This is a genomic window from Okeania sp. KiyG1 (genome assembly GCF_014132355.1).
Classification (GTDB): Bacteria; Cyanobacteriota; Cyanobacteriia; order Cyanobacteriales; family Microcoleaceae; genus Okeania.
Genome location: NZ_BLZO01000118.1, coordinates 1 through 22135, shown reverse-complemented (window position 1 = coordinate 22135; position 22135 = coordinate 1). Strand labels below are relative to the sequence as shown.

Below are 22135 nucleotides of genomic sequence, written 5' to 3'. Positions count from 1 at the left end.
CTTTCTGGAGATTCCAGTACAAAAATAGATCGGTTCAATTTGGCGTATAATGATCTAAATTTGGAGTATAATGATCTAAAATTGTTCTTGACAACTTGAGTGTAAAGTTTTTTATGACAACTCTGAAAGCCTCATCTAAAGGACTTGAAAAATTAAAGAAACTATTAAGAAAATCCAAATAGAAAAGGGATGGGCCTTAGATAATGAAAATTGGCTGGATGAAGCCAGTAAGTTTCTATCTATGGTTAAAAATGGGAAGAAACAAGTGGCGGATACTGTTTCAATTGGTACTTGGAAACGATTCCGAAAAAATACGGGTGTAACACCTAAGTATTTCCAAGCATTCTGTAAATCTTTGGGATTAAATTGGGAAGAAATAGTTGATAATATTCAATCTGAATCAACTACTATGCCTGTATCTTTAGATTTAGAAAATTCCCCTGTTTTTCCTTACTTTTACGGGCGTAATCAACAATTAGAGAGTTCAAAAAAATGGATTTTGCAGGATAAATGTAATTTAATTTTCCTGCTTGGTCGAGGGGGTATAGGGAAAACTTTGTTCTCAATACGATTAATCAAAGAAATTCAGAATAATTTTGACTATGTAATTTGGCGAAGTCTGGAAACATCTCCAACAATAGAATATATTCTAGAAGATTCAATTAAGTTCTTTTCTCAGCAGCAAGAAACTACATTACCATCAACTCTAGATGAAAAAATAACCAAACTAATTAATTATTTTGCATTCTCTCGTTGTTTGCTGATACTAGATAATGCAGAATCAATTCTCCACAGTGGTTGTCATATAGGTAAATATCGGGAAGGTTATGAAAGCTATGGTTATTTATTCCAACGAATAGCTCAGTCTTCTCATCAAAGTTGTTTGTTAATTACCAGTCGAGAAAACCAGAAGCAATTGATTTAATTGCTAAAAACTAAAACTATAAAAATTTTAGAATTAGAAGGATTAAATGTAGAAAACAGTCAAAAAATATTTACAGAATATGGAGAATTTGAAGGCTCAGAAAATGAATGGAAATTTGTTATTGAGCATTATGCAGGTAATCCTTCTGCTTTAGAAGTTGTAGCAGCGCGTATTCAAGATGGATTGGGGGAAATTTATCTAAATTTGTAGAAAATTATTTAAAACTAGGACAACTAAAATTTGACGAAATTACCGATTTATATGAATGTCAGTTTAATCGTCTATCTACCTCAGAACAGCAAGTTATGTATTGGCTGGCAATTAATTATGAGCCTGTTTCAGATACAGAACTAAAAGAAGATATTATTTCATGGCAAATCAAACAAGAATTACTCCAATCATTAATATCTTTAAAACGGCGGTCGCTTATCAAAACTACCCAATTAGAATATACAGTTCTACCTGTAACTAGAGAATATATTATTGATCGATTAATAGATGAAATTTTCCAAGAAATTAAGACAGGTAAAATACAGCTTTTTAATAATTACTGTCTCTGCAAAGCAACATCCAAAGATTATATTCGAGAAACTCAAATTCGCCTGATTATCCAACCATTACTAGAAAGATTACTTCAAGAACTTGGCGGAAAAATAAATGTAGAAAATAAACTCCAACAAATTATCTCAAATTGGCAAAAAGAATTTCCTCAAGCACCAGGGTATTTAGGAGGAAATATTCTGAATATATTGTCTCAGCTAAATACCGAATTAAGCAACTATAATTTATCCTATTTAACTATTTGCCAAGCCTATCTTCAAGGAGTTGAATTACATCACGTTAATTTTGCCCATTCCGATTTATCTAAATCCGTTTTTTCCGAACCTTTAGGCAGCATTCTTTCAGTAGCATTTAGTCATGATGGCAAATTATGGGCCATAGGAGATGCAGATAAAAATATTTATATTTGGCGAGTAGCAGACGGTAAATTGATCGCTACTTGTTTAGGTCATACTAATTGGATAAGGTCAATTATTTTTCATCCTCAAAAACAAATTTTAGCTAGTGGAAGTAGCGATTTTACTGTTAAATTTTGGAATATTAATACAGGCGAATGTCTTGCTACATTAGAGGAACATTCCGAGCAAGTTTGCTCAGTTGCTTTCAGTCCTAATGGTAATATTTTGGCGAGCGCTAGTGCTGACTGTACCGTAAAACTATGGGATATTGAATCTCATCAATGTCTTCATATTTTAGAGGAAGATAATTACTGGGTATCTGCAGTTGCTTTCAACCCTCAAGGAACAATTTTGGCTAGTTTTACTGTAAATCAAACTGTCAAATTATGGGATGTTCAGACAGGTAAACCCCTCACCACTTGCCCACAGAATAATCATGTCGTTCGCTCGATCGCTTTTAGTCCTGATGGTCAAACTCTAGCCACTGGTAGCGACGATAAATTTGTCAGATTATTGGATATCTATACTGGTGAATGTCTGAAAACTTTTTCAGGACATAATGGAAGAGTTTGGTCAGTTGTTTTTAGTCCTGACAGTAAAATTCTGGCTAGCGGTAGTGTAGATCAAACTGTCAAATTATGGGATATTCAGACAGATAAATTATTACTTACTTTACCCGAACAAAACCGACGAGTTCGAGCAATAACCTTTAGCAGTGATGGTAAAACTCTAATTAGTGGGAGCGACGATCGAGGTGTCAGGTTGTGGGATGTGAGCAAAGGTGAATCTTTGAAAACTCTTGATGGTTATACTCAACGAGTGTGGTCGGTTGCTTTTTCTCCTGATGGTCAAACTCTGGTGAGTGGCAGTGACGATCGCGTGGTTAGACTCTGGAATATTGAAACAGGTGACAGTAAAACTTTAGGTCGTCATACAAAGCGTGTTCAATCAGTTGCTTTTCATCCTCAAGGAACAAAAGTTGCTAGTGGGGGAAATGATGGTCAGATTAGGTTATGGGATATTGCTACTGGGAAATGTTCAGTTCTCCCCGAAAGACATGGAGACTGGATCTGGTTAGTTGCTTTCTATAGGGAAGGAAGAAAACTGATTAGTGCTGGGGACGACCGCTGCATTAAATTATGGGATCTGAATACAAATAGCTGTCTGCAAACTTTCAAAGATTATTCAAACTGTTTGTGGTCAGTTGCTTTAAGTCCTGACGATCGGGATTTAGCGATCGCTAGTGATGGAAAATTATTACAAATATGGAATATGGAAACGGGAGAGCTTACAGATATAGGAGAACATCAAGATAAGTTGCGTCAAGTTGCCTGGAGTTCTAATGGTAAAATTATTGCTAGTGCTAGTGATGACCTCACTGTTAAGCTCTGGAATGTCAGTACAGGTGAATGTCTGCATACTTTGGCAGAATATACCAAGCAAATTAGAGCGATGGAATTTAGTCCTAATAGTAACCTGATAGCAACTGGTGGGGGCGATCGGACAATTCAACTCTGGGATGTTTCTAGTGGCAACCTCTGGCAAACTTTAACAGGACATGAAAATACTATTCAAACTGTTGCTTTTAGTAATGACGGGTCGATGCTTGCAAGTGGTAGCGAAGATGAGACTATTAAACTGTGGAATATTCAAACAGGTAGCTGCATTAAAACTCTGAAAGCAAAACGCCTCTATGAAGGAATGAATATTACAGGCGCGATCGGTTTGACGGAGGGTCAAAAAGAGACTCTGTTGGCATTGGGAGCCATCATTTAACGAACTCAGAATTCAGAACTCAGAACTCAGAAGTTATTTTTGTAACGGGGATTTGATTGAGCAAGCCTCCAAAAATATTTCGCCTTAAAAGGTGGGGCTTTAGACTCAATTATTTTGATAATACCAAATCTGGTTGAATACTTATTCAATAGTTGGGAGTAGGGAAGTGGGGGAGTATTAAACATTAAGAATAATATACAATCACTGGCTAATAATCGTTGAAAACGTTATTGAATCCTAATAATTACTTAATCATTGAAATCTTGCATATAGTTAATAGTCGAAGGTAAGGTTAGAATAGTTCAAAAATTTAAAACTCAGATCAAGTATGACTTTTCCTTCTTCCTTCTTCCTTCTTCCTTCTTCCTTCTTCCTTCTTCCTTCTTCCTTCTTCCTTCTTTATTCTGGTTGTGTAATGGGAATTTCAATTATAAACTCTGCTCCTTCACCAGGAGCAGAAATACAAGTCAACTTTCCCTTGTGTTTTTCCACAACAATTTGATAACTAATAGACAAACCTAAACCAGTACCTTTCCCTGCCGGTTTAGTAGTAAAAAATCGCTCAAATAAACGCTTCTTAACTTCCTCATCCATACCTAAACCATTATCTATAATATTAACTGTAACTTTGTCGAATGTAGCTTCTGTTTTAATGGTAATAGTAGGAGTTTTATCTAGGCAATTAGAATTATCAAAAGCCTCTTCTAAAGCATCAATAGCATTACCAATTAAATTCATAAATACCTGATTGATCATACCCACATAACATTCTACTAAAGGCAAATCTCCATACACCTTATTAACTTTAATTTCAGGTTTTTTCCCACGACCTTTCAAACGATTTTGGAGAATTACTAAAGTACCATTAATACCATCGTGAAAACTCATCAGAGTTTTTTTCACATCATCTTTACGAGAGAAATTGCGTAGAGAACTCACAATATCACGAATTCTTTCTGCCCCCATTTGCATTGCTGATATTACCTTGGGCAAATCATCCCTCATAAAATCAAGATCTATCTCCTCAAATTCTTTTTTAATGTAATCTGGTGGGTTAGTACAATATCCTTGATAAAGATTTAGTAAATTCATCATGTCTTGAACATAATGATTCAAATGCACTATATTTCCATAAACAGAAGTTATAGGATTCTTAATTTCATGAGCAATTCCTGCTATTAACTGACCCAAACTAGACATCTTTTCAGCATTAGTTAAAGTCGTCTCCGCTTCATTCAGTTCTTGCAAAGTATTTTCTAATTTTTGCTTTTGTTGTCTTAACTCATTTTGAGATTGCTTTAGTGCTACTTCTGCATTTTTATTCTCAGTAATATCTGTAATAAAACCTTCTAAAGCTATTAATTTTCCTGGCTCTAAAAACACCCCTATTCCCTGTTCCCAAACCCATTTAATTGCTCCAGCCTTAGTAGTAATTCTATAAACAACTTGATAATGTCTATTTTCCTGTATAGCAAACCGTATAGCATTCCATAAACGTTGCCGATCTTCTCGATGAATTAATTGTGATAAAAATACTTTCTGCGAACCAAAAAATTCTTTTGCTTGGTAACCAGTTAATGAGTAACAGCCATCACTTACAAATTCCACACTTCTATGTGGATCGTTACGAAAACGATAAGCCATACCTGGTAAATTACTCACTAAAGTAGCTAATTTTCTTTGACTTTCGTATAAAGCTTCTTCTGCACGTTTGCGTTCAGTAATATCTGTAATAACTGCTAACACACAAAGCTCATTACCAATATCAATAATCTCTGCAGACAACAACCATACTCTAATGGCACCAGATTTAACTCTGAACTGGTATTCCTGATTTTTCACAATTCCTTGCCGTTGTAAATTCTGCATAAATTCGGTTCTTGTTTCTGGATATACCCATATCTTCAACTCTTCTGCAGTAAAGCCAATTATTTCTTCACGGCAATAACCCATTATCTCCAAAAAGCCATCATTTACTTCGATAAACCGCCCATTCTCAAAAGTAGTAATACTGATCGGGTTGGGACTACAACGAAATGCTTTTGAGAACTTTTCCTCCGATAACCGTAACTTTGCTTCTATTTGTTGACGTTCAAATATCTCTTTCTGTAATCGCCCAACTACTTCCTGTAGCTCAAATGTTCGTTTTTCTACCCTCTTTTCTAACTCCTCATTTGCCTGCTTTAGTGTTTTTTCTTTTAACACCCTATTGCTAATATCTAAAACTACTGCTTGCCAACCACTTCTACCATCAAACTTCATAGAACTTAAGAAAACTTCTGCCGGAAATTCAGAACCATCTAAACGTTTATATCGCCAATTAAAACGACTTATACCTCTTTGTAATGCTATTTCTAAATAACGTTTAAATATCATACTTGAATCTTCTTTTTCAGACTGCTTTGTCGGGCTAAATTCCCAAGGTTGCTTTCCACACAACTCTGATTTATTAGTACAGCCAAATAATTTTAAAGCAGCAAAGTTACAATCAATAAAACCTAGTTCATTTATGAATAAAACCGCATCTTGAGTGGATTCATATAAATCGCGAAACTTTTTTTCTGAAGCTTGTATCGTAGCAATTAATCCTGTTTGAATAGCCATAGCTTGTTTACTTTCAGTAATATTTCTTGTGACTTGAGAAAAACCCCGTAATTGTTGGTTATCATCATACAAAGCTGTTGTAATTACATTAGCCCAGAATTGCGTTTGGTTTTGCCTCAGACAGATTTTTTCGACAGAAAATTTACCTTGTTCTCTTGCAATTTTTAACTCTTGCTCTGGTAGGTTATTTTTAATATCTTTTTGAGTATAAAAAGTAGAGAAATGTCTACCAATAACTTGCTCTGATTGATATTGATAAATATGTTCGGCTCCAGGGTTCCAGCTTACTATATATCCGTCCGAGTCCAACATAAATAAGGCATAATCTTGAATACTTTCTATTAATAATCTTTGTCTTTCTTCGCTTTCTTGCAAAGCAGCTTCTGTTTGTTTACGCCTAGTAATATCTTCAACAAACCCTTCATAATATAAAAAATTTTCCTGGCGATCTCGAACTACCCAGGCATTTTCAGAAATCCAAATTATTGTACCATCTCTGCGATAAATCTGGGATTCAAATTCAGAAACTTCTCCTTTTTCTCGTAAAACCTCAACAAATTCGTCACGTCGCTGAGAATTTACATAAAGTTGACTTTTAATATCTGCCAAAGCAGCAATCATTTCTGTAGAAGAGTCATAACCATAGATACGAGCTAGTGTAGCGTTAGCGCTGATGTAACGTCCTTCAAGTGTTGTTTGGTAAATACCTACAACTTTATTCTCAAATATACTGAGATACTTATCTTCCATTTGCTGTAATGTCTCTTGACTTTTCTGACGATTAATCATTCAATTTTCCCGTTCCAGATTTATCCTTGTATGTAACTATTTTTACCTACCGAAGAAGTTTATTATTGAATTACTACACCCTCTTAGCTATTATATATATTGACATATTTCTAACTCTTTGGCTTGAAGACGTGACCATTATTGGTGAATTAGTTTATGATATTAATCTTAATTATTTAGGAGTCAGGTAGTAGGGGCGTTACGAAGTATGCGCAAGCAAACGGCCGTTTGCTTCGCATAACTATCGTTAACGCCCGTACAGGAGTCAGGAGGAAAGAAAGAAGAAAAAACAGGAGTAGAAGGAGAAAGTTTTTTTTCGCGCTCTTATCTGGACAGGATATCATACCTCAAATCACCAACGCCAAAAATAAAATCACTCCAGAGAAGGTTAGAAATTCATGTACTTGACTTTTGGCTTTTTTTAATAGACTTATGTTTGGTTGTGGAAAATATTCTTTTGATATATATACGGGATAGACATAGGATAATCAGATAGTGGAAAAATATATATTTACTTTTAACTATGAGACGCAACTATTAACCAAAAACCTTGTTAAACCTATCCATTTCTTTGATTTTTGAGCGTTCAAAATCTCAAAAAACAACTTAAATCTGGTAAGATATAGGAAACAATGCCTTTTGGAAACAGTTCGGTAGATTTTAGCTGCCAGGCGAAGTTAGCTCGGATACCAGCACTACCCTTCTGAAAACGATTCTTCTTTCTTCAAAGGAGAAGAAAGGCCTCGGACGCGCTAGTTCTTTAAGGATTAGCTTTGCAGGCAACAGCCTTTACTGTTACGGTAATGCCATACTATTGTCAAAGATGTTCAGTGATGAATAGATTTGATAAGGTTAAATGTTGCACTGGTAATATTGCTCAAAACCAACAAGATACACCAATGATTAATTCTTCTACTAATGAATGGCCGAGTTTATTACAGCAGTTACTTGATGGCCAATCTTTATCTTCATCTCAAGCATCTAATTTAATGCAAGGATGGCTACAAGAAGAAATTCCACCCGTTCTATCAGGAGCAATTTTAGCTGCCTTACAAGCTAAAGGTATATCTGCTGAAGAATTAGCAGGTATGGCAACAGTATTAAAATCTTTATCTCTGACAAAAGAAAATGGCGATCGCTCCGTTCCCATCACAGACTCTAAATATCCAGTCATTGATACTTGCGGTACTGGTGGAGATGGAGCTTCAACATTCAATATTTCTACTGCTGTTGCCTTTGTCGTAGCTGCGGCCGGAGTACCAGTAGCTAAACATGGAAACCGTTCTGCTTCTGGTAAAGTTGGTTCTGCTGATGTATTAGAAGCATTAGGAATACGTTTGAGTGCTCCCACAGAAAAAGTAATATCTGCTTTGTCTGAAGTAGGAGTTACTTTTCTATTTGCACCAGGTTGGCACCCAGCAATGAAATCTGTAGTTCCTCTACGTCGCACTTTAAAAGTACGAACTGTGTTTAATCTTTTAGGTCCTTTAGTTAACCCTTTGGGTCCTCAAGGTCAAGTCATAGGAGTGTTCAATTCCCATCTAATAGAAACGATAGCTCAAGCTTTAGGAATATTGGGGGTAGGATCGGCGATCGTGCTGCACGGTAGAGAAAAACTAGATGAAGCTGGTTTGGGCGATATTACCGATCTGGCTATTTTATCTAATGGTGAGGTGCGAATGACAACCGTTAACCCCCAAGATTTAGGATTAAATTTTGCTCCCATAAGTGCCTTACAGGGTGGGGAAGTAGAAAAAAATGCTGAAATTTTACAGAATGTTCTCCAAGGTAAAGGCACTTCTGCACAAACAGATATCGTTGCTCTGAATAGTTCCCTAGCGCTACAAGTAGCAGGTGTTGTACCACTAGAAGCTCATGCAGAAGGTATTGCTAAAGCTAAAGATATTCTCCAGAGTGGGGCAGCTTGGTTGAAATTAGAGCAGTTAGTTCAATTCTTAAATCATTAGACATCTCCTCCAAAAGAGGGAATAGGGAATAGGGAATAGGGAATAGGGAATAGGGAACCCACCCCTAACCCCTCCCAGGAGGGGAGTAATTGATAATTTCTGTACGATAATCCTGTGAAATTAAGCGATCAAAAAAACTTTCTCCTTCTTATACCTTAAAACTCCCTCTTCTTCCCTCCTGATATAGAACCCCTGAGTGGATCTATTTAAAAATATAGGGAGAGTGTGGGGAGTGTGGGGACCCACCCCTAACCCCTCCCAGGAGGGGAATGTGGGGAGTGTGAGGAGATGGAAGCAAATTTCAACTTGCTAGGGTTGCTACCAAGTGCGACTAACGTCGTCGCGGAGTCGCATATGCTTGCCTCCCCTATTCTCGTTCCTGAATTTCGCTCTTCACTCCTCAGTCGTCGGGTCGGACTTCTGCCAAAAGCACATACCGCGTATAAAGATACGATCAGGGATTCTATATAATATATGTTGATAATTCTATAATTACTTCAATCTCCCTACTCCCCTACTCCCCTACTCCCCTACTCCCCTACTCCCCACACTCTAATGCAACCAGATATGAAATTAACTACTAGAACGTGCCCGCAACTCCACTACATTTTCTTTAATTGTCATATCATAATTACCAAAAAAGTTTTGTCCTAACAAACCCCTTTCCTTCTCTTCAGGAGCAATAGCAACTTTCAACTGGTTAATTGTTAAACCTCCAGCAGAAACAGAACCGACAATAGCAACTCCTAGTTCTACACTTTTACCATCAGCTAAAGTAAAAGTTCCTTGCCCAAAAGGCAAAATGTTCAAAGCTGTTGCCATTTCTTGAGTAATTAAAGTAGAACTAGCACCAGTATCTAGTATCATTTCATAAGTTTGATTACCATTAAAAGTAACATCAATTACAGGAGTACCACCGTACGAAAAAAACTGTAGAAAAATGAAACAGCTTTTATCTTGATATTGGATTAACCAATACTGGCTGTACGGCACAGCTCACTATTCCCTCGGCAGTAAATGCCCCTGGGAATTTCTTTCTAATTATCTGAAGACTACCATTCACGTCGGCATTAATTACTTTACCTTTTGCACTTCTGAATAAGCCACGTTTGACTCGCTTGCCTACATAGTTTTCATGGTATATTGGTTTTTCTAGGTCAATAGCAGATGTCTTACTGGTGTAACTTTCTTCGGTTTCAATGACTTTTATCCCAACCAGTTGACACTTATAAGTTATCTGTTGAATTAACTTATAGTGAGGTATTTGAGTAAAATTTTGGTTGTTTTTTTTGCCGATGTTTGCACCTTGTTTCCAATTATCATTTTTTCCTATGACTACAGTACCAACATTATTTGTGGTTAAATACTCAACCACTAACTTACTGGTGTTATGCAGATAATTCTCGACAAAACGATTTCTATGATAACTTAATGCTTCAATCTTACGACTGGTTTTTCTGTTGCCTTTGAGATGACTTTGGTACTTAGCTTTACGCTTGTTATATAATTGATTGACGCTTTTTAGTGGCTTCCCGTTAATCAGCAGTGGTTTGACACCAGGCTTATTTGTAGATAGAGCTACTAATCGGTCAATCCCTAAGTCTATTCCGGCTATATATGTTGAGTGTATTTGTGGCTGAAGAGCTTTTTCATACACTACTTCAATTATATAGCAGCTAGTAGCAGGTACTATCCTGACTTCGATTACAGTTTCTACAATTACAGGTATTTTGATTTCACTCATTGATAAGTGACAAATACCATCTTTTAAACTTGCTCTATAGACTGATTCCTTTGAATATATGACTACATTTCGACCTTTGGTTTTGTCCTTATACTTTGGTATTTTAGGTTTACCTAAAAACTTCCCTGGATGTTTTGACCATTCTTTGATTGCCTGAAAATAACCACGCCAAGTTGCCACCAAGCATTTGATTATTTGTTTTGATACTTTAGTTGGTAATGCTCTATAGGCATCGCTATCTTTGGTGGTGTGGTACAGTTTAGTTAAATCCAGACTATGACCAGTACAGAAAAAATGTTGACGACAGTAATAATTAGCTAAGTTATACAAGTTTTTCGACTTAAAGGCTAACTCATCACAACAAGCCCAAAAGTTATGTGTTCGGTTAATAATATGTCTATCAACAAGTCGCATTCACCTGAATTATTTCCTAAGCTTTAGTTACCTGTTTAATATTAAAGCACTTTTATACAAATAGCAACTACTTTCTACAATTTTTATTCAACAGTTAATCACCCCGACGACTTTTAATCGGAATTTCGTATATTCCTTCTGCGGTACTCGAAGTTGATACTTCTTCTGGTAATTCTTCTGGAAACAGACCACAAACTGATATTGTTAAATCTCTCCTATTTCCAAATTCATCAAGCAGAAAACATCCTGGATATTCTTGAGCGATCGCAACTGCAGTATAACCAAGGCCAAATCCTGTTATAGAAAGTAATGTTGTCAGCAATATTGATGGTATTTGCCCAAATCTGGTTTCGACCTGTTGTTTTTTCAGTATCTGATTTCATTTGCTTTACCTGATTTTTATTACAAGAAAAGTTAGGGAAATATCTACATATTAAGTAAGGTTCTTCCTTCTTCCTTCTTCCTTACCTTATCTATACAATACCGATGCTACCGGACATGATATTACTCCTAATTATTGACTCTTAATTGACCACCATGATTTTCTCCTCACTCCTGACTCCTTATTCTGTGAGCCTCACATAAAATTTTTTATAAATATGATGCTTTTAACTACTAGAACGTACCTTTAACTCTACTACTTTTTCTTTAACTGTAATATCATAATTACCAAAGAAGTCTTGTCCAAGTAATGGTAACTTTGCTTCAGGCGCTAAGATACCAACTCTAAATTGTTTGAACTCTAAACCTCCTGCCGAAATAGAAGCAACTATTCCATATTCTTTTTCTATTTTTCTGCCATCAGCAACTATTACAGTTCCCCGATCATTAGGTATAACTTTCAGGGAGTTGGCCATTTCCTGAGTGATAGATGTTCCACTAGCTCCGGTATCTAACAACATTTCATAAGTTTGATTAGCATTAAAAGTAACATCAATTACAGGAATACCACCGCTACGACTTTTAATTGGTATTTCATATAACCCTGCTGTTGCAGTTGAAGTTGATACCTCCTCTGGTAATTCTTCTGGAAACAGACCACAAACTGATATCGTTAAATCTCTCCTATTGCCAAATTCATCAAGGAGAAAACATCCTGGATATTCTTGAGCGATCGCACCTGCAGTATAACCAAGGCCAAATCCTGTTATAGAAAGTAATGTTGTCAGCAATATTGATGGTATTTGCCCAAATCTGGTTTCGACCTGTTGTTTTTTTTCAGTATCTGATTTCATCTGCTTTACCTGACTTATATTATTAGATTTCTGGAGTGAATAATTTTCAATCATAATTACTAAATTTTTTAAGAATTTTAACTATTTATTTACTGTAATATTTAATAGCTTAAGTTAATTTTATCTTATTTGAATAGTCACTGTAATCTGTACTTATTACTACTAGATTTTTTGTTAATTTAATACTAACAGGACTTACGCACGGACACTAAATCCAATGAGGGCGCAATTCGGAGCTTGGCGCTAGCCAATGCCATTCGCCCCTACACATGGCGTTTTCAAGGTAGATTTGCGTAAGTCCTGACTAATTAATTTAGAGGAATTAAAATGTCAATCTCAGCTCAACCTGCACTACTGGTACTAGCAGATGGAACTACTTATCAAGGCTTTTCTTTCGGTGCCCCTGGAACCACTATTGGAGAAGTAGTATTTAATACAGGAATGACTGGTTATCAGGAAGTTCTGACAGACCCAAGTTATTGCGGGCAAATTGTTACTTTCACTTACCCAGAGTTGGGAAATACAGGCGTAAACCCTGAAGACGAAGAGTCCAATGAACCACAAATCAAAGGTGCGATCGCTCGTAATATTTGTCCACGTCCTAGTAACTGGCGCTCTACTCTGTCTTTGTCAGAGTATCTTCAAGAACATAAAATTCCAGGGATTTATGGTATAGATACCCGTGCTTTGACCAAAAAAATTCGGACTTTAGGGGCAATGAATGGGGCAATTTCTACAGAAATTCTAGACCCAACTGAATTGCTAGAAAAAGTTCAGTCTGCTCCTAGCATGGCAGGATTGAATTTAGTTCAAGGAGTAACAACTAAAGAAGTTTACCAATGGTCTGAACCTACTAATGCAGCTTGGGAGTTTAACCCATCTGTTTCTGGTTACAGTGGAGAAAAGTATACAGTCGTGGCCATTGACTTTGGAGTGAAAAAAAATATCCTACGACGTTTAGCTAGCTATGGTTGTCGAGTTGTAGTTGTTCCTGCTAATACGCCACCAGAAGAAATTCTGAAGTATAACCCTGATGGTATTTTCCTTTCTAATGGCCCAGGAGACCCTGCTGCTGTTACCGAAGGTATTGAGACTACTAAAGAGTTACTTAAATCATCTAAACCTGTTTTTGGCATTTGTATGGGACACCAAGTCCTCGGTCTTGCTTTGGGAGCCGACACTTTTAAATTAAAATTTGGCCACCGTGGTCTCAATCAGCCAGCAGGTTTGCAGCAAAAAGTGGAGATTACAAGTCAAAATCATGGATTTGCGATTAATCCAGATTCTTTAGCTACTGAGGTAGAAATTACACATCTTAACTTGAATGACCAAACTGTTGCCGGTTTACGACATAAGTCTTTACCTTTGTTCTCAGTACAATACCACCCTGAAGCCAGCCCTGGTCCTCACGATGCTGATTATTTATTTGAACGTTTTGTCCAGGTAATGCAAGATGAGCGGAAAGCTAAAGCCTCGAAATCAAAGTAGGATTTTGCCTACAAATTTTATGTATTCCTGAATTAAATTATGTAATTTTTGCATAATTTGTATTAACTAGCTATCAGCTTTTCCGTTCCGGAATGCTCCGCAAACAGTATTTAGCTGTCAGCTAAAAATTCGAGGGTTTAAGTCCCCCACGCTTAGGGTGAAAAAATTAGTGGTGCGCCTTTTATGGGGGATAAAATCCCCATTACACACCAAGAATAAGCTGACTGCTGTTAACGCAGTTCCGACCATAGGAGGCTAGCTGAGTGCTGAGTGCTACTTCAAAAAATTAAGTTATTTGTAGGGGTAGACAAATTTCACATCAAAAAGTATAATGTATATTCGACTTATGCAAAATCAAGCTAGGAGGGTGTTATTCCTGAGCCTAAGCCACTAGCCCTAACTGTTAGCCTGAGATGTACTCATGAAGAGAGGGATAATTACCAGCTATTCCGCTTAACAGGGCTACTAGATGCCTTCTCAGAAGGTACTTTTAACAAAACACTGAAGACAAAAATCGATCAAGGGCCAAAAAATATTATTTTGGATTTGTCCAAAATAGATTTTGTAGATAGCTCTGGGTTAGGAGCACTCGTACAACTGGTAAAGCATACCAAACAATATGAAGAAGGTACGTTACAAATAATCTCCAATGCCCGTGTAAATCAAACTGTTAAATTGGTTCGTTTAGAGAAATTTTTGTCCTTACGGTCTTCACTAGATGAAGCTATAGAGAATGTCAAGAAATCTTGACAAAGCCAGGCAATGACCGACTGTTGAGTATAGCTTATAGATGCTATCTCCCGTCAAAAGGCAAAGGTCTAGGCGGGAGTTGGTCAAGCCCGCTCGAGATAAATACCAAATTTTGAGAAAAAATTGGTACTTAAATAATAATTGTCAGTATAGGAAAAACTAGAAATATTGTGACAATAAAATTTGGCCTGTACTGGTAAATTGAGACCCAAACTTAAGTTACAGCCCAATTCATTTCAGTAGACTACAAAATTCTTTTGGGTTAGGGAGGTAGGGACATTGCATGCAACGTCTGTAGGTCCCAGGGAGTAGGCAGTAGAATAATACTTTGGCCACTGTAGTCTATTTATTTGAAAACCGCTATGAGTTACGACTAATATTTGATCGAGTAGAAAGGCTGGGCTAACGAGGAGAACGATCGGTTTGCAACATTTAAACCTTGTCGCACTAACACCAACAGAAATTCAAGAAATTACACCCTCAGCTTGGGCATATCTGGGGGATGCTATCTATGAATTGTTTATTCGGAGCTACTACTTGATACCAGCAAAGCGATCGCGGTCTTATCATCAACTTGTGGTAGCCCAAGTTAGAGCAGAAAGTCAAGCCCATCATTTACATAATTTAAAACCTCATCTTACCAGTTTAGAGTTAGATATTCTCAAACGAGGGCGCAACGCTGCTTTTGGGAAACCGAAAAGATTAGATCCAGAAGTTTATCAACAGGCGACCAGTTTAGAAGCTTTAATTGGGTACTTATATTTAACAGATCCTCAACGATTAAACCAATTACTAGGCTATATAGAATTAGATATAAAGGATAGAAAGAATTAAAAGGTTAATTTCACAGGGGTAAAAACAGAAGCCTAAATTTACCTAAATATACTCTTTCCCTACTTTTTTTTACATTTTGGCAGTCGGTGCAACGGTAATGGTATTGATTGAACTTGGGACAAATTACCTAATGATGTCAGCTATTATTACCTCAGCTCCAATTAAAAGAAAGCGGTAAATCTTCGGAGCTTCCCGTAGGGTGGCGAGGTCTCCTCGCTATATCCAATGGACCAAGAGGGAGGATTTATTTAGGTTTTTTTCCCACTCCCCCACTCTCCCACTCCTCTACTCCCTACTTACAAATGTTAAATTAATTTTGCACAAGTACTTATATTACCAAGGGCCTTCTGGCATAGGCCCCTCTGTATTAGAAATAAAACTAAATTTGATATTAGCTATGCCGATAAAACCTTCAAAATTTGACTCTCAAGACAAACCCCAAAAACAGAAATCAATAAAACTCAAAAGTAAGCAGTCAAACAATGATCGTTCAGAGACTACAAGGGAAGATGACGATCTAATCTATGGACGACATACCGTACAAGCAGCTCTCAAAAGTGAGCGTTCCTTAAACCGCATCTGGGTTATTCCGCCACTAAGATACGATCCCAGGTTTCATACATTGCTCAATGAAGCTAAAGCCAGAGGTACGATCATAGATGAAGTAGACGATAGACGCCTAGATCAAATTACCCACAGAAAAAATCATCAGGGTATTGCTGCTCAAATATCTCCTTACGAGTATAAAGAGCTTGACGAACTAATTTCTCAAGCTAAGTCTAAAACCGAGCAACCTATATTGCTAGTAGCTGATGGTCTCAACGATCCCCATAATTTAGGAGCCATTATTAGAACGGCAGAAGCTATGGGAGTACAAGGTTTAATTATTCCGCAAAGACGAGCAGTAGGAATAACTTCGACTGTAACAAAAGTTGCCGCAGGAGCTTTGGAAAATTTTCCGGTAGCCAGAGTTATTAATCTGAGTCGTGCTTTGGATGAATTGAAGAAAGAGGGATTTTGGGTATATGGTACTGTAGCTGATAATGGGGATATTATTCATACCGTAAAGTTTACAGGACCTATTGTTTTAGTTATTGGCAGTGAAGCAGAGGGTTTAAGCCTTCTCATCCAAAAAAAATGTGATACTTTAGTATCTATACCAATGTCAGGGAATACACCTAGTCTCAATGTATCAGTAGCAACGGGTATGGCCCTTTATGAGATCCATAGACAACGCTGGTCAAAAAGTTGGCGTATGTAGTAAAAAATATTGATAGTCCTGCTAGCGTAATGGTAGATGGGGATCAATAGCACTGCTTCATGGGAGCAAGATGCCCCTACTACCATCTACCATTGTCCTTGAGCAAAATAATTAAAATAGACTACCATTACAATGCACAACTACTAAAATATCATTGAAAAAATTGAAAAAATAGAATTGGCGTAGTATAACAAAATAGAGAGAATGAAGTATAGCTTAACATGGGTAAAACGGCTTTCTATAAGCTACTTTGCTACTACCAGCGAAATAGATTTTGAAACTCCCAGTTCACTATAATAAACACTCTTTATAATTTGTATAGTTTAGTTATTGATTCAAATTTTTCCTGATAGTTTGTTTAGAACTTTTGCTCGTAAAGTCACAAACATTGGTAGATGTGAGAATCAGTAACTTCAAAAGCAACTACTAATACAACGATTAATACAACGATAATTAACATAGTATGAAAGAAAGATTGGTAAACTTACTAAACTTCTCTAGTCTAGATTGGTGGGTTAAAATTTTTACTGCTAACCCTCGTTGCACTTATTATTTTGGACCTTTTTTGACACCTGAAGAAGCAAAATCTGCTGAGGCTGGTTATATAGAAGATTTAAAAGATGAAGCTGCTCAGGGTATTCAGGTGTCTATTGAGCAGTCTAAACCTATGGAGTTAACTATTTATGATGAATTGGAAAATAGTAGCGATACAAGAGTAGTAAGTTCTGCTTTTAGTCCCCAAACCTTATCCTTTTAAATATCAAATTTGAAGATAAATGGTGTTGCTGAATAATAGTATAACATTGAAGTCATCTTAAATTTTCGGTAAGTGTGAAACCAGCCAGTTTTAACGGCTGGAGGGAAACGACTCGACGGGTTTTAACCCGTAGTCAAAAAAATGTGTTATAATTAGCTCCAAAGACACGAAGACCTCTGAATCATGGTGAAAGCCCGATAGCTAATGGACGCTTCAGTTAAATGGTGGTTAACCGAAAAGGTTGCCCGGTGTCAGTTAGCACTCTGTTTCCAGCCGTTAGTCAGCACGTTGTACCTCAGAGCGAGTGAATCAACCAACAACTAAAAAAAGTAGCCTCAATGGTCTAGACCGGAGAGAGTAGTGGCAATTGACACCGCCTAGTGAGCTGCTGCTGTATACGTACTACGGTACGGTACTGGCAATGTGGCCGTTTCGAGCAATGTGGAAATCGTGGCTTTAGCCCGATTTACAGCTCCTCTGAAGAATCCACGCGACTTTAGTCCGTGGAGTGTCAATAGTCGATAAGATTCATAGATACTAGCTACTTGTTTGATAGTAGATAGAAAGGTATTCAAGAATTTAGAATTTAGAATGCGCGAATTTAGAATTACCTCTCCTTTAAAACGGATAGGATTGACTAATAATGACAATTTTTATTTATTATCCTCTTAAAAGGGGAAGCTTTAAACCACAATGTTTCGGTAAAGCTGATGAATACTCTTGATTTACTTTAATTTCAGTCTTGATATCTGTTTTCAGCAATGCCGATAAGTTATAAATAGGAAATTATCAATTTTTCTGAGTTTTGACTTTTAATTGACTTTTACAAGAATTTCGGCGTTGCTGAATTGAAGTATGAATGTGCGATTGTTTGGTTCTGGTCAAGCCCCCTAAACCTGGAATTTTGGGGGACTTTTAGAGTTTTATTCCCTCCAATTTTAGGGGGCTAGGGGGCTTGCATCATACCCAGAATCAGCAACGCCAGAATTTCTAATATGTTTGGTGAGGCTGCATCCATTTTTTTATATCTGTTAACACTTGCTGAGGAATTTCCCAAGGAAAAAGATGAGCGGTGTTAGGATAGCATTGCCAATGTGCATGATTGAGATGTAGAGCTGTTTCTTGACTGGACTCAGGAGTAATATGGCGATCGCTAGCTCCAGCTAATACTAAGCAAGGACATTGTATCTGTGGCAGCTCGCTCAATCTGTTATAGCCACTTCTTAAAGCTTGATTTAATGCTCTAGTGGCAAATTTAGAAGTTTGTAAATAGGCAGGGACTGCTTCTTTTGCTAAATATTTATAGGTGGCAGGAGTGTGTTGTTGAATGAGATATCTAAATAGCGATCGCTTGCCAAAAGTATCAATATTCCATTGCCATCCAGGTATAAACCAATTTATGATCCCCGCCAAACCAGTATAAAGATTATCCTGCCAAGTAATGGGTGGATGATTACCTCTAGGTCGTGCTGCGGTACCTATTAAAATCAGACCAGCAACTTTCTCTGGGTTTTTTAGAGCTAACTCCATTGCAATAATTCCACCTAACGACCATCCTAAGATAAAATATTTGGGTATCTGAAGTTGGTCTAGCAGTGTTTCTAAATCTACTAAATGTTGAGTAATTTCAAAGTCTTTTTTCGTATAACTTTTGCCATAACCTCTTAAGTCAGGAGCAATAGTTTGAAAGTTTTGGCAGAGGGAATTGGTAAACACTGACATACATTGGCCCGAGCCTGGATGTCCGTGGAGGCAAAGAATGGGAAAACCTTGTCCTTTGACTTGAAAATTTAGTGGTAATGATGAGACCATGATTATATTTTCTGTAAAGTTTTTTTATAACGATAATTCTTAAAGATTTACTACAGCCTTTTTATTTTTATAGCGTTTCTCAAATTGGTGAGATACACTTTTAGACCGCCCCCAGCCCCCAGATCCCCCTAACCCCCTTAGTAAGCTATCCATTACCCACATCTTTCTTAACATAAGGTTTGACAAAAAAAAGCATTTATGTATGGAGTAGCGATATAGCTGCCGCCACCATCCTCCGCCAACGCCAAACTGACTCTGGGAAAATCGTCATTAAGTTCTGCTGGTCGATCATTAGATTTGGAGGTAATATCAGCTATAAAGCTCAAAGCTGGGTGAATCTGAAGTTCGGCGATGAAAATTCTGTTGAACTGACGTTTAATTAATCATAAGAGACTGACAAACAACCCAGCCTTTAACAAGATCATGCAATCGCGATCTGCCACGCAGCCCGAACTTTAACACCAGGAGAACCATCACCTTTTCGACCTAAAAATCCGCCCAATTGAGCAATCCAATTCACAACAGAGAGCCAGAGTTGGTGGTGCTGAATCAGGATAAAGTTGGTGGTGTATGGTTGCATATAAAACTTGCCACAAGAAATGGTTCTAAAACTTGTTCACAACTGCTCGTTGGAGAACAACGAGCTAAAGTCCCGTTAACCACAACAAACGCCAAGCAACAATACTATAGGTAGCCAAAGCCATCTCTAATGTTTGTGCTGTCTCTAATAGACATCTCCAAAAATTATCAAGCACTTACTGTAACTATCTTTGAGAGAGCGATCGCCAGCTCCTCCAGATAGTCATTTTTTATGAGATTTATAGTATTACAGATAGTTATTGTTAATTCTTTAGCATTTTTATGTAATTATTTCTGGCTTTTTACTATACCTAAAGTTATGATTTATGTTAACATTAGTGTTCCTATTCTTAATCTCACTAAACCACATATTGTTAAAATTACTTTTTCACTGGTTACTCTCTTTTAATCTGAATCTTTCTCGTGCCACTCGCGCAGATTTTTATCAGTCTTATTACATGTTCTACAAATCTTCTTTTTGAGCTTTTTTTGATTCTCTTTCTTGACTTTGTATGACATTTTATGGTTTCTTTTTTTTCTTTGGCCTGTCAATTATTTCCCCACTTTGATCACCTTTATCTCTTTGAAATCTTTGTTCTTTATCAAACTTTTTTTGTTGTTTTTTGGTAAGCATTTCCTCCGGAATGCTGCGCAAACAGCCGTCAGCTATTAGCTATCAGCTATTAATTTTAGGGAAGGTAAAAGCAACCTTTGAAATTGAAAAATAATAAAAAGTTACTACCAAAGTTCCTGGACAAAACCTCAGAAGTAATTATTCATTACTAATTGCTGATAGCTGACTGCTGATAGCTGAATGCTTACGTTTTTTGAATAAATTTATATCACTCTCTGGACCTCTTTCTCCTACTATTACATCAACTATTTCTTTTCCCAAAGCTAGTGATTACTATTTGATTTTTTAACGTATGACTTTTTGGCTTGACTGAGTAATATTTTTTCTGCTTTTCATCATTTTTTGGCCTGAATATATCCTGTTCTGTACTATCAACTATCAATTCTATTTCTGTCAAAGCTTCTTTTATCCATAAATATTCGTTTTCTTTTCCCGAGAATTCCTCTAGTAAACTAGATGGTAATAATTCCCTCAAAATATCGCTCCAAAGCGCGAAAAATATTATTTGCTGTTGATTCACTAACTCGCTTAGGTTGCTCCTAGCAGTTGAAATGTTGGTACATGATGCAAATAATATAATGTCAACATTATCTCTTTCGCCTTGCCTAAAGATTTTTTTCTTCCTCCTCCCTATTTAAATCTTTTTTCTTCACTGGCGTTCGCGTTAGCGATGCGGAGCATTATCGCCTGTCTTTTTTTGTCTTCAACTTTTTGAGCATTTTCTATTAATTTTATTAGTTGTTTATCTGTAATACCAATAATCCTTTTTGTTTATGAGTGGATGATTATAAATATATTCTAATACATTATTCATTTGGGGACAGTATATATATAATTGGGCACTACAATTTTACCTTAATTTCTATTTTGGAGAGGTCTAATTGTAATTTCTCCATGCCACAACCACTTTTTAAAACATAATGATAACGTTCAATTAACCAACGATGACTGTACCATTGAACATACTTGTTGACATCTTCAATACTGGTAATCTTTAATGTGGTCAGCAGTAACCAGTTAATCGGTTCAATTTCTGTTGGTGGGTCAACTTCTTTGACTAAAAATTGCTTGTAATGTCAAGGGAGCTAGTTGTTCTTTTTTGGCTCGATTCTGAGGTGGTTGAAGGGTAACAGTGGTATAACGAATGGTTAAAGCAGCTTTTCTGGCTGGTCGAGTCGGATTGCGTTTGACCTCCACCATAATCGTTCCTTGAGGCTCAACTGACTTTAATGTTTCCCATAAACCCTGCTCACAGCCTGCCAAACGACGATTTTGAACAGCTCTAATCAAAAAATCTGACCCCAGATGCTCACAACAAGCAAATAAGTCATAAAAATCCGCTTCTCGGTCGGCAATAGACATCTCCAAAAATACTCAAACGCTTATACTAACTATCTTTAGTGGAGCGATAGCGTACGCTTAACCGGAGGTTATCGCTACTTATGAAGATAGTTAATTTGTACAGTTTTATGGGTATCAGAGACACTTAGTGTTACTAATTCAAATATTTATTAGACTTTGATTTATTATTTTTATCTCAGTTTTTGATGATTTATACTAATATAAATGAGCCAATTCTTAGTCGCACTAAACCACATATTGTTAAA

General features: G+C 36.8%; 20 protein-coding genes. 10 read left to right on the top strand and 10 right to left on the bottom strand.

Translation table 11 applies throughout. The features are described from left to right. Positions 1-241 precede the first annotated feature (241 nt). From SAGCYANO_RS27995 to SAGCYANO_RS27985, 3 genes are all read left to right on the top strand, one after another. On the top strand, positions 242-925 hold the full coding sequence (locus SAGCYANO_RS27995) for an NB-ARC domain-containing protein (protein WP_202223071.1): 684 nt from the start codon (positions 242-244) through the stop codon (positions 923-925). After that, entirely contained in the window at positions 926-1135 is a 210-nt protein-coding gene (locus SAGCYANO_RS27990; RefSeq protein ID WP_202223070.1) for a hypothetical protein, read from the top strand. A 95-nt stretch (positions 1136-1230) separates the two neighbouring features. Beyond that, positions 1231-3660, top strand: a complete 2430-nt coding sequence (locus SAGCYANO_RS27985) for a WD40 repeat domain-containing protein (RefSeq protein WP_202223069.1) — start codon at positions 1231-1233, stop codon at positions 3658-3660. Between the two features lie 399 nt (positions 3661-4059). Here SAGCYANO_RS27985 and SAGCYANO_RS27980 read toward each other — a convergent pair whose 3' ends face one another. Beyond that, entirely contained in the window at positions 4060-7053 is a 2994-nt protein-coding gene (locus SAGCYANO_RS27980; protein ID WP_202223068.1) for a PAS domain S-box protein, read from the bottom strand. Between the two features lie 899 nt (positions 7054-7952). Here SAGCYANO_RS27980 and trpD point away from each other — a divergent pair. Continuing rightward, on the top strand, positions 7953-9020 hold the full coding sequence (gene trpD / locus SAGCYANO_RS27975; protein ID WP_202223218.1) for an anthranilate phosphoribosyltransferase: 1068 nt from the start codon (positions 7953-7955) through the stop codon (positions 9018-9020). Between the two features lie 573 nt (positions 9021-9593). On the opposite strand, the gene SAGCYANO_RS27970 is transcribed toward trpD, so the two are convergent. The 4 genes from SAGCYANO_RS27970 to SAGCYANO_RS27955 all read right to left on the bottom strand — a co-directional run bounded on the left by SAGCYANO_RS27970 (position 9594) and on the right by SAGCYANO_RS27955 (position 12413). Continuing rightward, positions 9594-10013 (bottom strand): TIGR02281 family clan AA aspartic protease, encoded by a 420-nt coding sequence (locus SAGCYANO_RS27970; RefSeq protein WP_202223067.1) that lies wholly within the window; start codon positions 10011-10013, stop codon positions 9594-9596. Further along, on the bottom strand, positions 9973-11178 hold the full coding sequence (locus tag SAGCYANO_RS27965) for an RNA-guided endonuclease TnpB family protein (protein WP_202223066.1): 1206 nt from the start codon (positions 11176-11178) through the stop codon (positions 9973-9975). The genes SAGCYANO_RS27970 and SAGCYANO_RS27965 overlap by 41 nt, the downstream gene beginning before the upstream one ends. Positions 11179-11272: 94 nt before the next feature. Beyond that, positions 11273-11500, bottom strand: a complete 228-nt coding sequence (locus SAGCYANO_RS27960) for a hypothetical protein (RefSeq protein WP_202223065.1) — start codon at positions 11498-11500, stop codon at positions 11273-11275. A 286-nt stretch (positions 11501-11786) separates the two neighbouring features. After that, positions 11787-12413, bottom strand: coding sequence for a TIGR02281 family clan AA aspartic protease (locus SAGCYANO_RS27955; protein ID WP_237396776.1), 627 nt, complete (start codon positions 12411-12413; stop codon positions 11787-11789). 327 nt (positions 12414-12740) lie between these two features. Between SAGCYANO_RS27955 and carA the strand changes: the two genes are divergently transcribed. From carA to SAGCYANO_RS27930, 5 genes are all read left to right on the top strand, one after another. Next, the gene (carA, locus tag SAGCYANO_RS27950) at positions 12741-13901 is read left to right on the top strand and encodes a glutamine-hydrolyzing carbamoyl-phosphate synthase small subunit (RefSeq protein ID WP_202223063.1); all 1161 of its coding nucleotides are present in this window, start codon (positions 12741-12743) and stop codon (positions 13899-13901) included. A gap of 372 nt (positions 13902-14273) precedes the next feature. Continuing rightward, positions 14274-14651, top strand: coding sequence for an STAS domain-containing protein (locus SAGCYANO_RS27945; RefSeq protein ID WP_202223217.1), 378 nt, complete (start codon positions 14274-14276; stop codon positions 14649-14651). 423 nt (positions 14652-15074) lie between these two features. Beyond that, positions 15075-15485 (top strand): Mini-ribonuclease 3, encoded by a 411-nt coding sequence (locus tag SAGCYANO_RS27940; protein ID WP_202223062.1) that lies wholly within the window; start codon positions 15075-15077, stop codon positions 15483-15485. Positions 15486-15882: 397 nt separating this feature from the next. Further along, positions 15883-16746, top strand: coding sequence for a 23S rRNA (guanosine(2251)-2'-O)-methyltransferase RlmB (rlmB, locus tag SAGCYANO_RS27935; RefSeq protein ID WP_202223061.1), 864 nt, complete (start codon positions 15883-15885; stop codon positions 16744-16746). Between the two features lie 463 nt (positions 16747-17209). After that, entirely contained in the window at positions 17210-17503 is a 294-nt protein-coding gene (locus SAGCYANO_RS27930) for a DUF1816 domain-containing protein (RefSeq protein ID WP_202223060.1), read from the top strand. 377 nt (positions 17504-17880) lie between these two features. On the opposite strand, the gene SAGCYANO_RS27925 is transcribed toward SAGCYANO_RS27930, so the two are convergent. The 3 genes from SAGCYANO_RS27925 to SAGCYANO_RS27915 all read right to left on the bottom strand — a co-directional run bounded on the left by SAGCYANO_RS27925 (position 17881) and on the right by SAGCYANO_RS27915 (position 19641). Further along, the gene (locus SAGCYANO_RS27925; protein WP_202223059.1) at positions 17881-18078 is read right to left on the bottom strand and encodes a hypothetical protein; all 198 of its coding nucleotides are present in this window, start codon (positions 18076-18078) and stop codon (positions 17881-17883) included. A 415-nt stretch (positions 18079-18493) separates the two neighbouring features. Then, positions 18494-19315: an alpha/beta fold hydrolase gene (locus tag SAGCYANO_RS27920; RefSeq protein WP_202223058.1), complete on the bottom strand. Its 822-nt coding sequence runs from the start codon at positions 19313-19315 to the stop codon at positions 18494-18496. Positions 19316-19482: 167 nt separating this feature from the next. Next, positions 19483-19641: a hypothetical protein gene (locus SAGCYANO_RS27915; protein ID WP_202223057.1), complete on the bottom strand. Its 159-nt coding sequence runs from the start codon at positions 19639-19641 to the stop codon at positions 19483-19485. 176 nt (positions 19642-19817) lie between these two features. Between SAGCYANO_RS27915 and SAGCYANO_RS27910 the strand changes: the two genes are divergently transcribed. After that, positions 19818-20009, top strand: coding sequence for a hypothetical protein (locus SAGCYANO_RS27910; RefSeq protein ID WP_202223056.1), 192 nt, complete (start codon positions 19818-19820; stop codon positions 20007-20009). 760 nt (positions 20010-20769) lie between these two features. On the opposite strand, the gene SAGCYANO_RS45790 is transcribed toward SAGCYANO_RS27910, so the two are convergent. Together SAGCYANO_RS45790 and SAGCYANO_RS27900 are read right to left on the bottom strand one after the other, a co-directional pair. Next, entirely contained in the window at positions 20770-21048 is a 279-nt protein-coding gene (locus tag SAGCYANO_RS45790; RefSeq protein ID WP_237396772.1) for a transposase family protein, read from the bottom strand. A 524-nt stretch (positions 21049-21572) separates the two neighbouring features. After that, on the bottom strand, positions 21573-21890 hold the full coding sequence (locus SAGCYANO_RS27900) for a hypothetical protein (protein WP_202223055.1): 318 nt from the start codon (positions 21888-21890) through the stop codon (positions 21573-21575). Between the last annotated feature and the right edge of the window lie 245 nt (positions 21891-22135).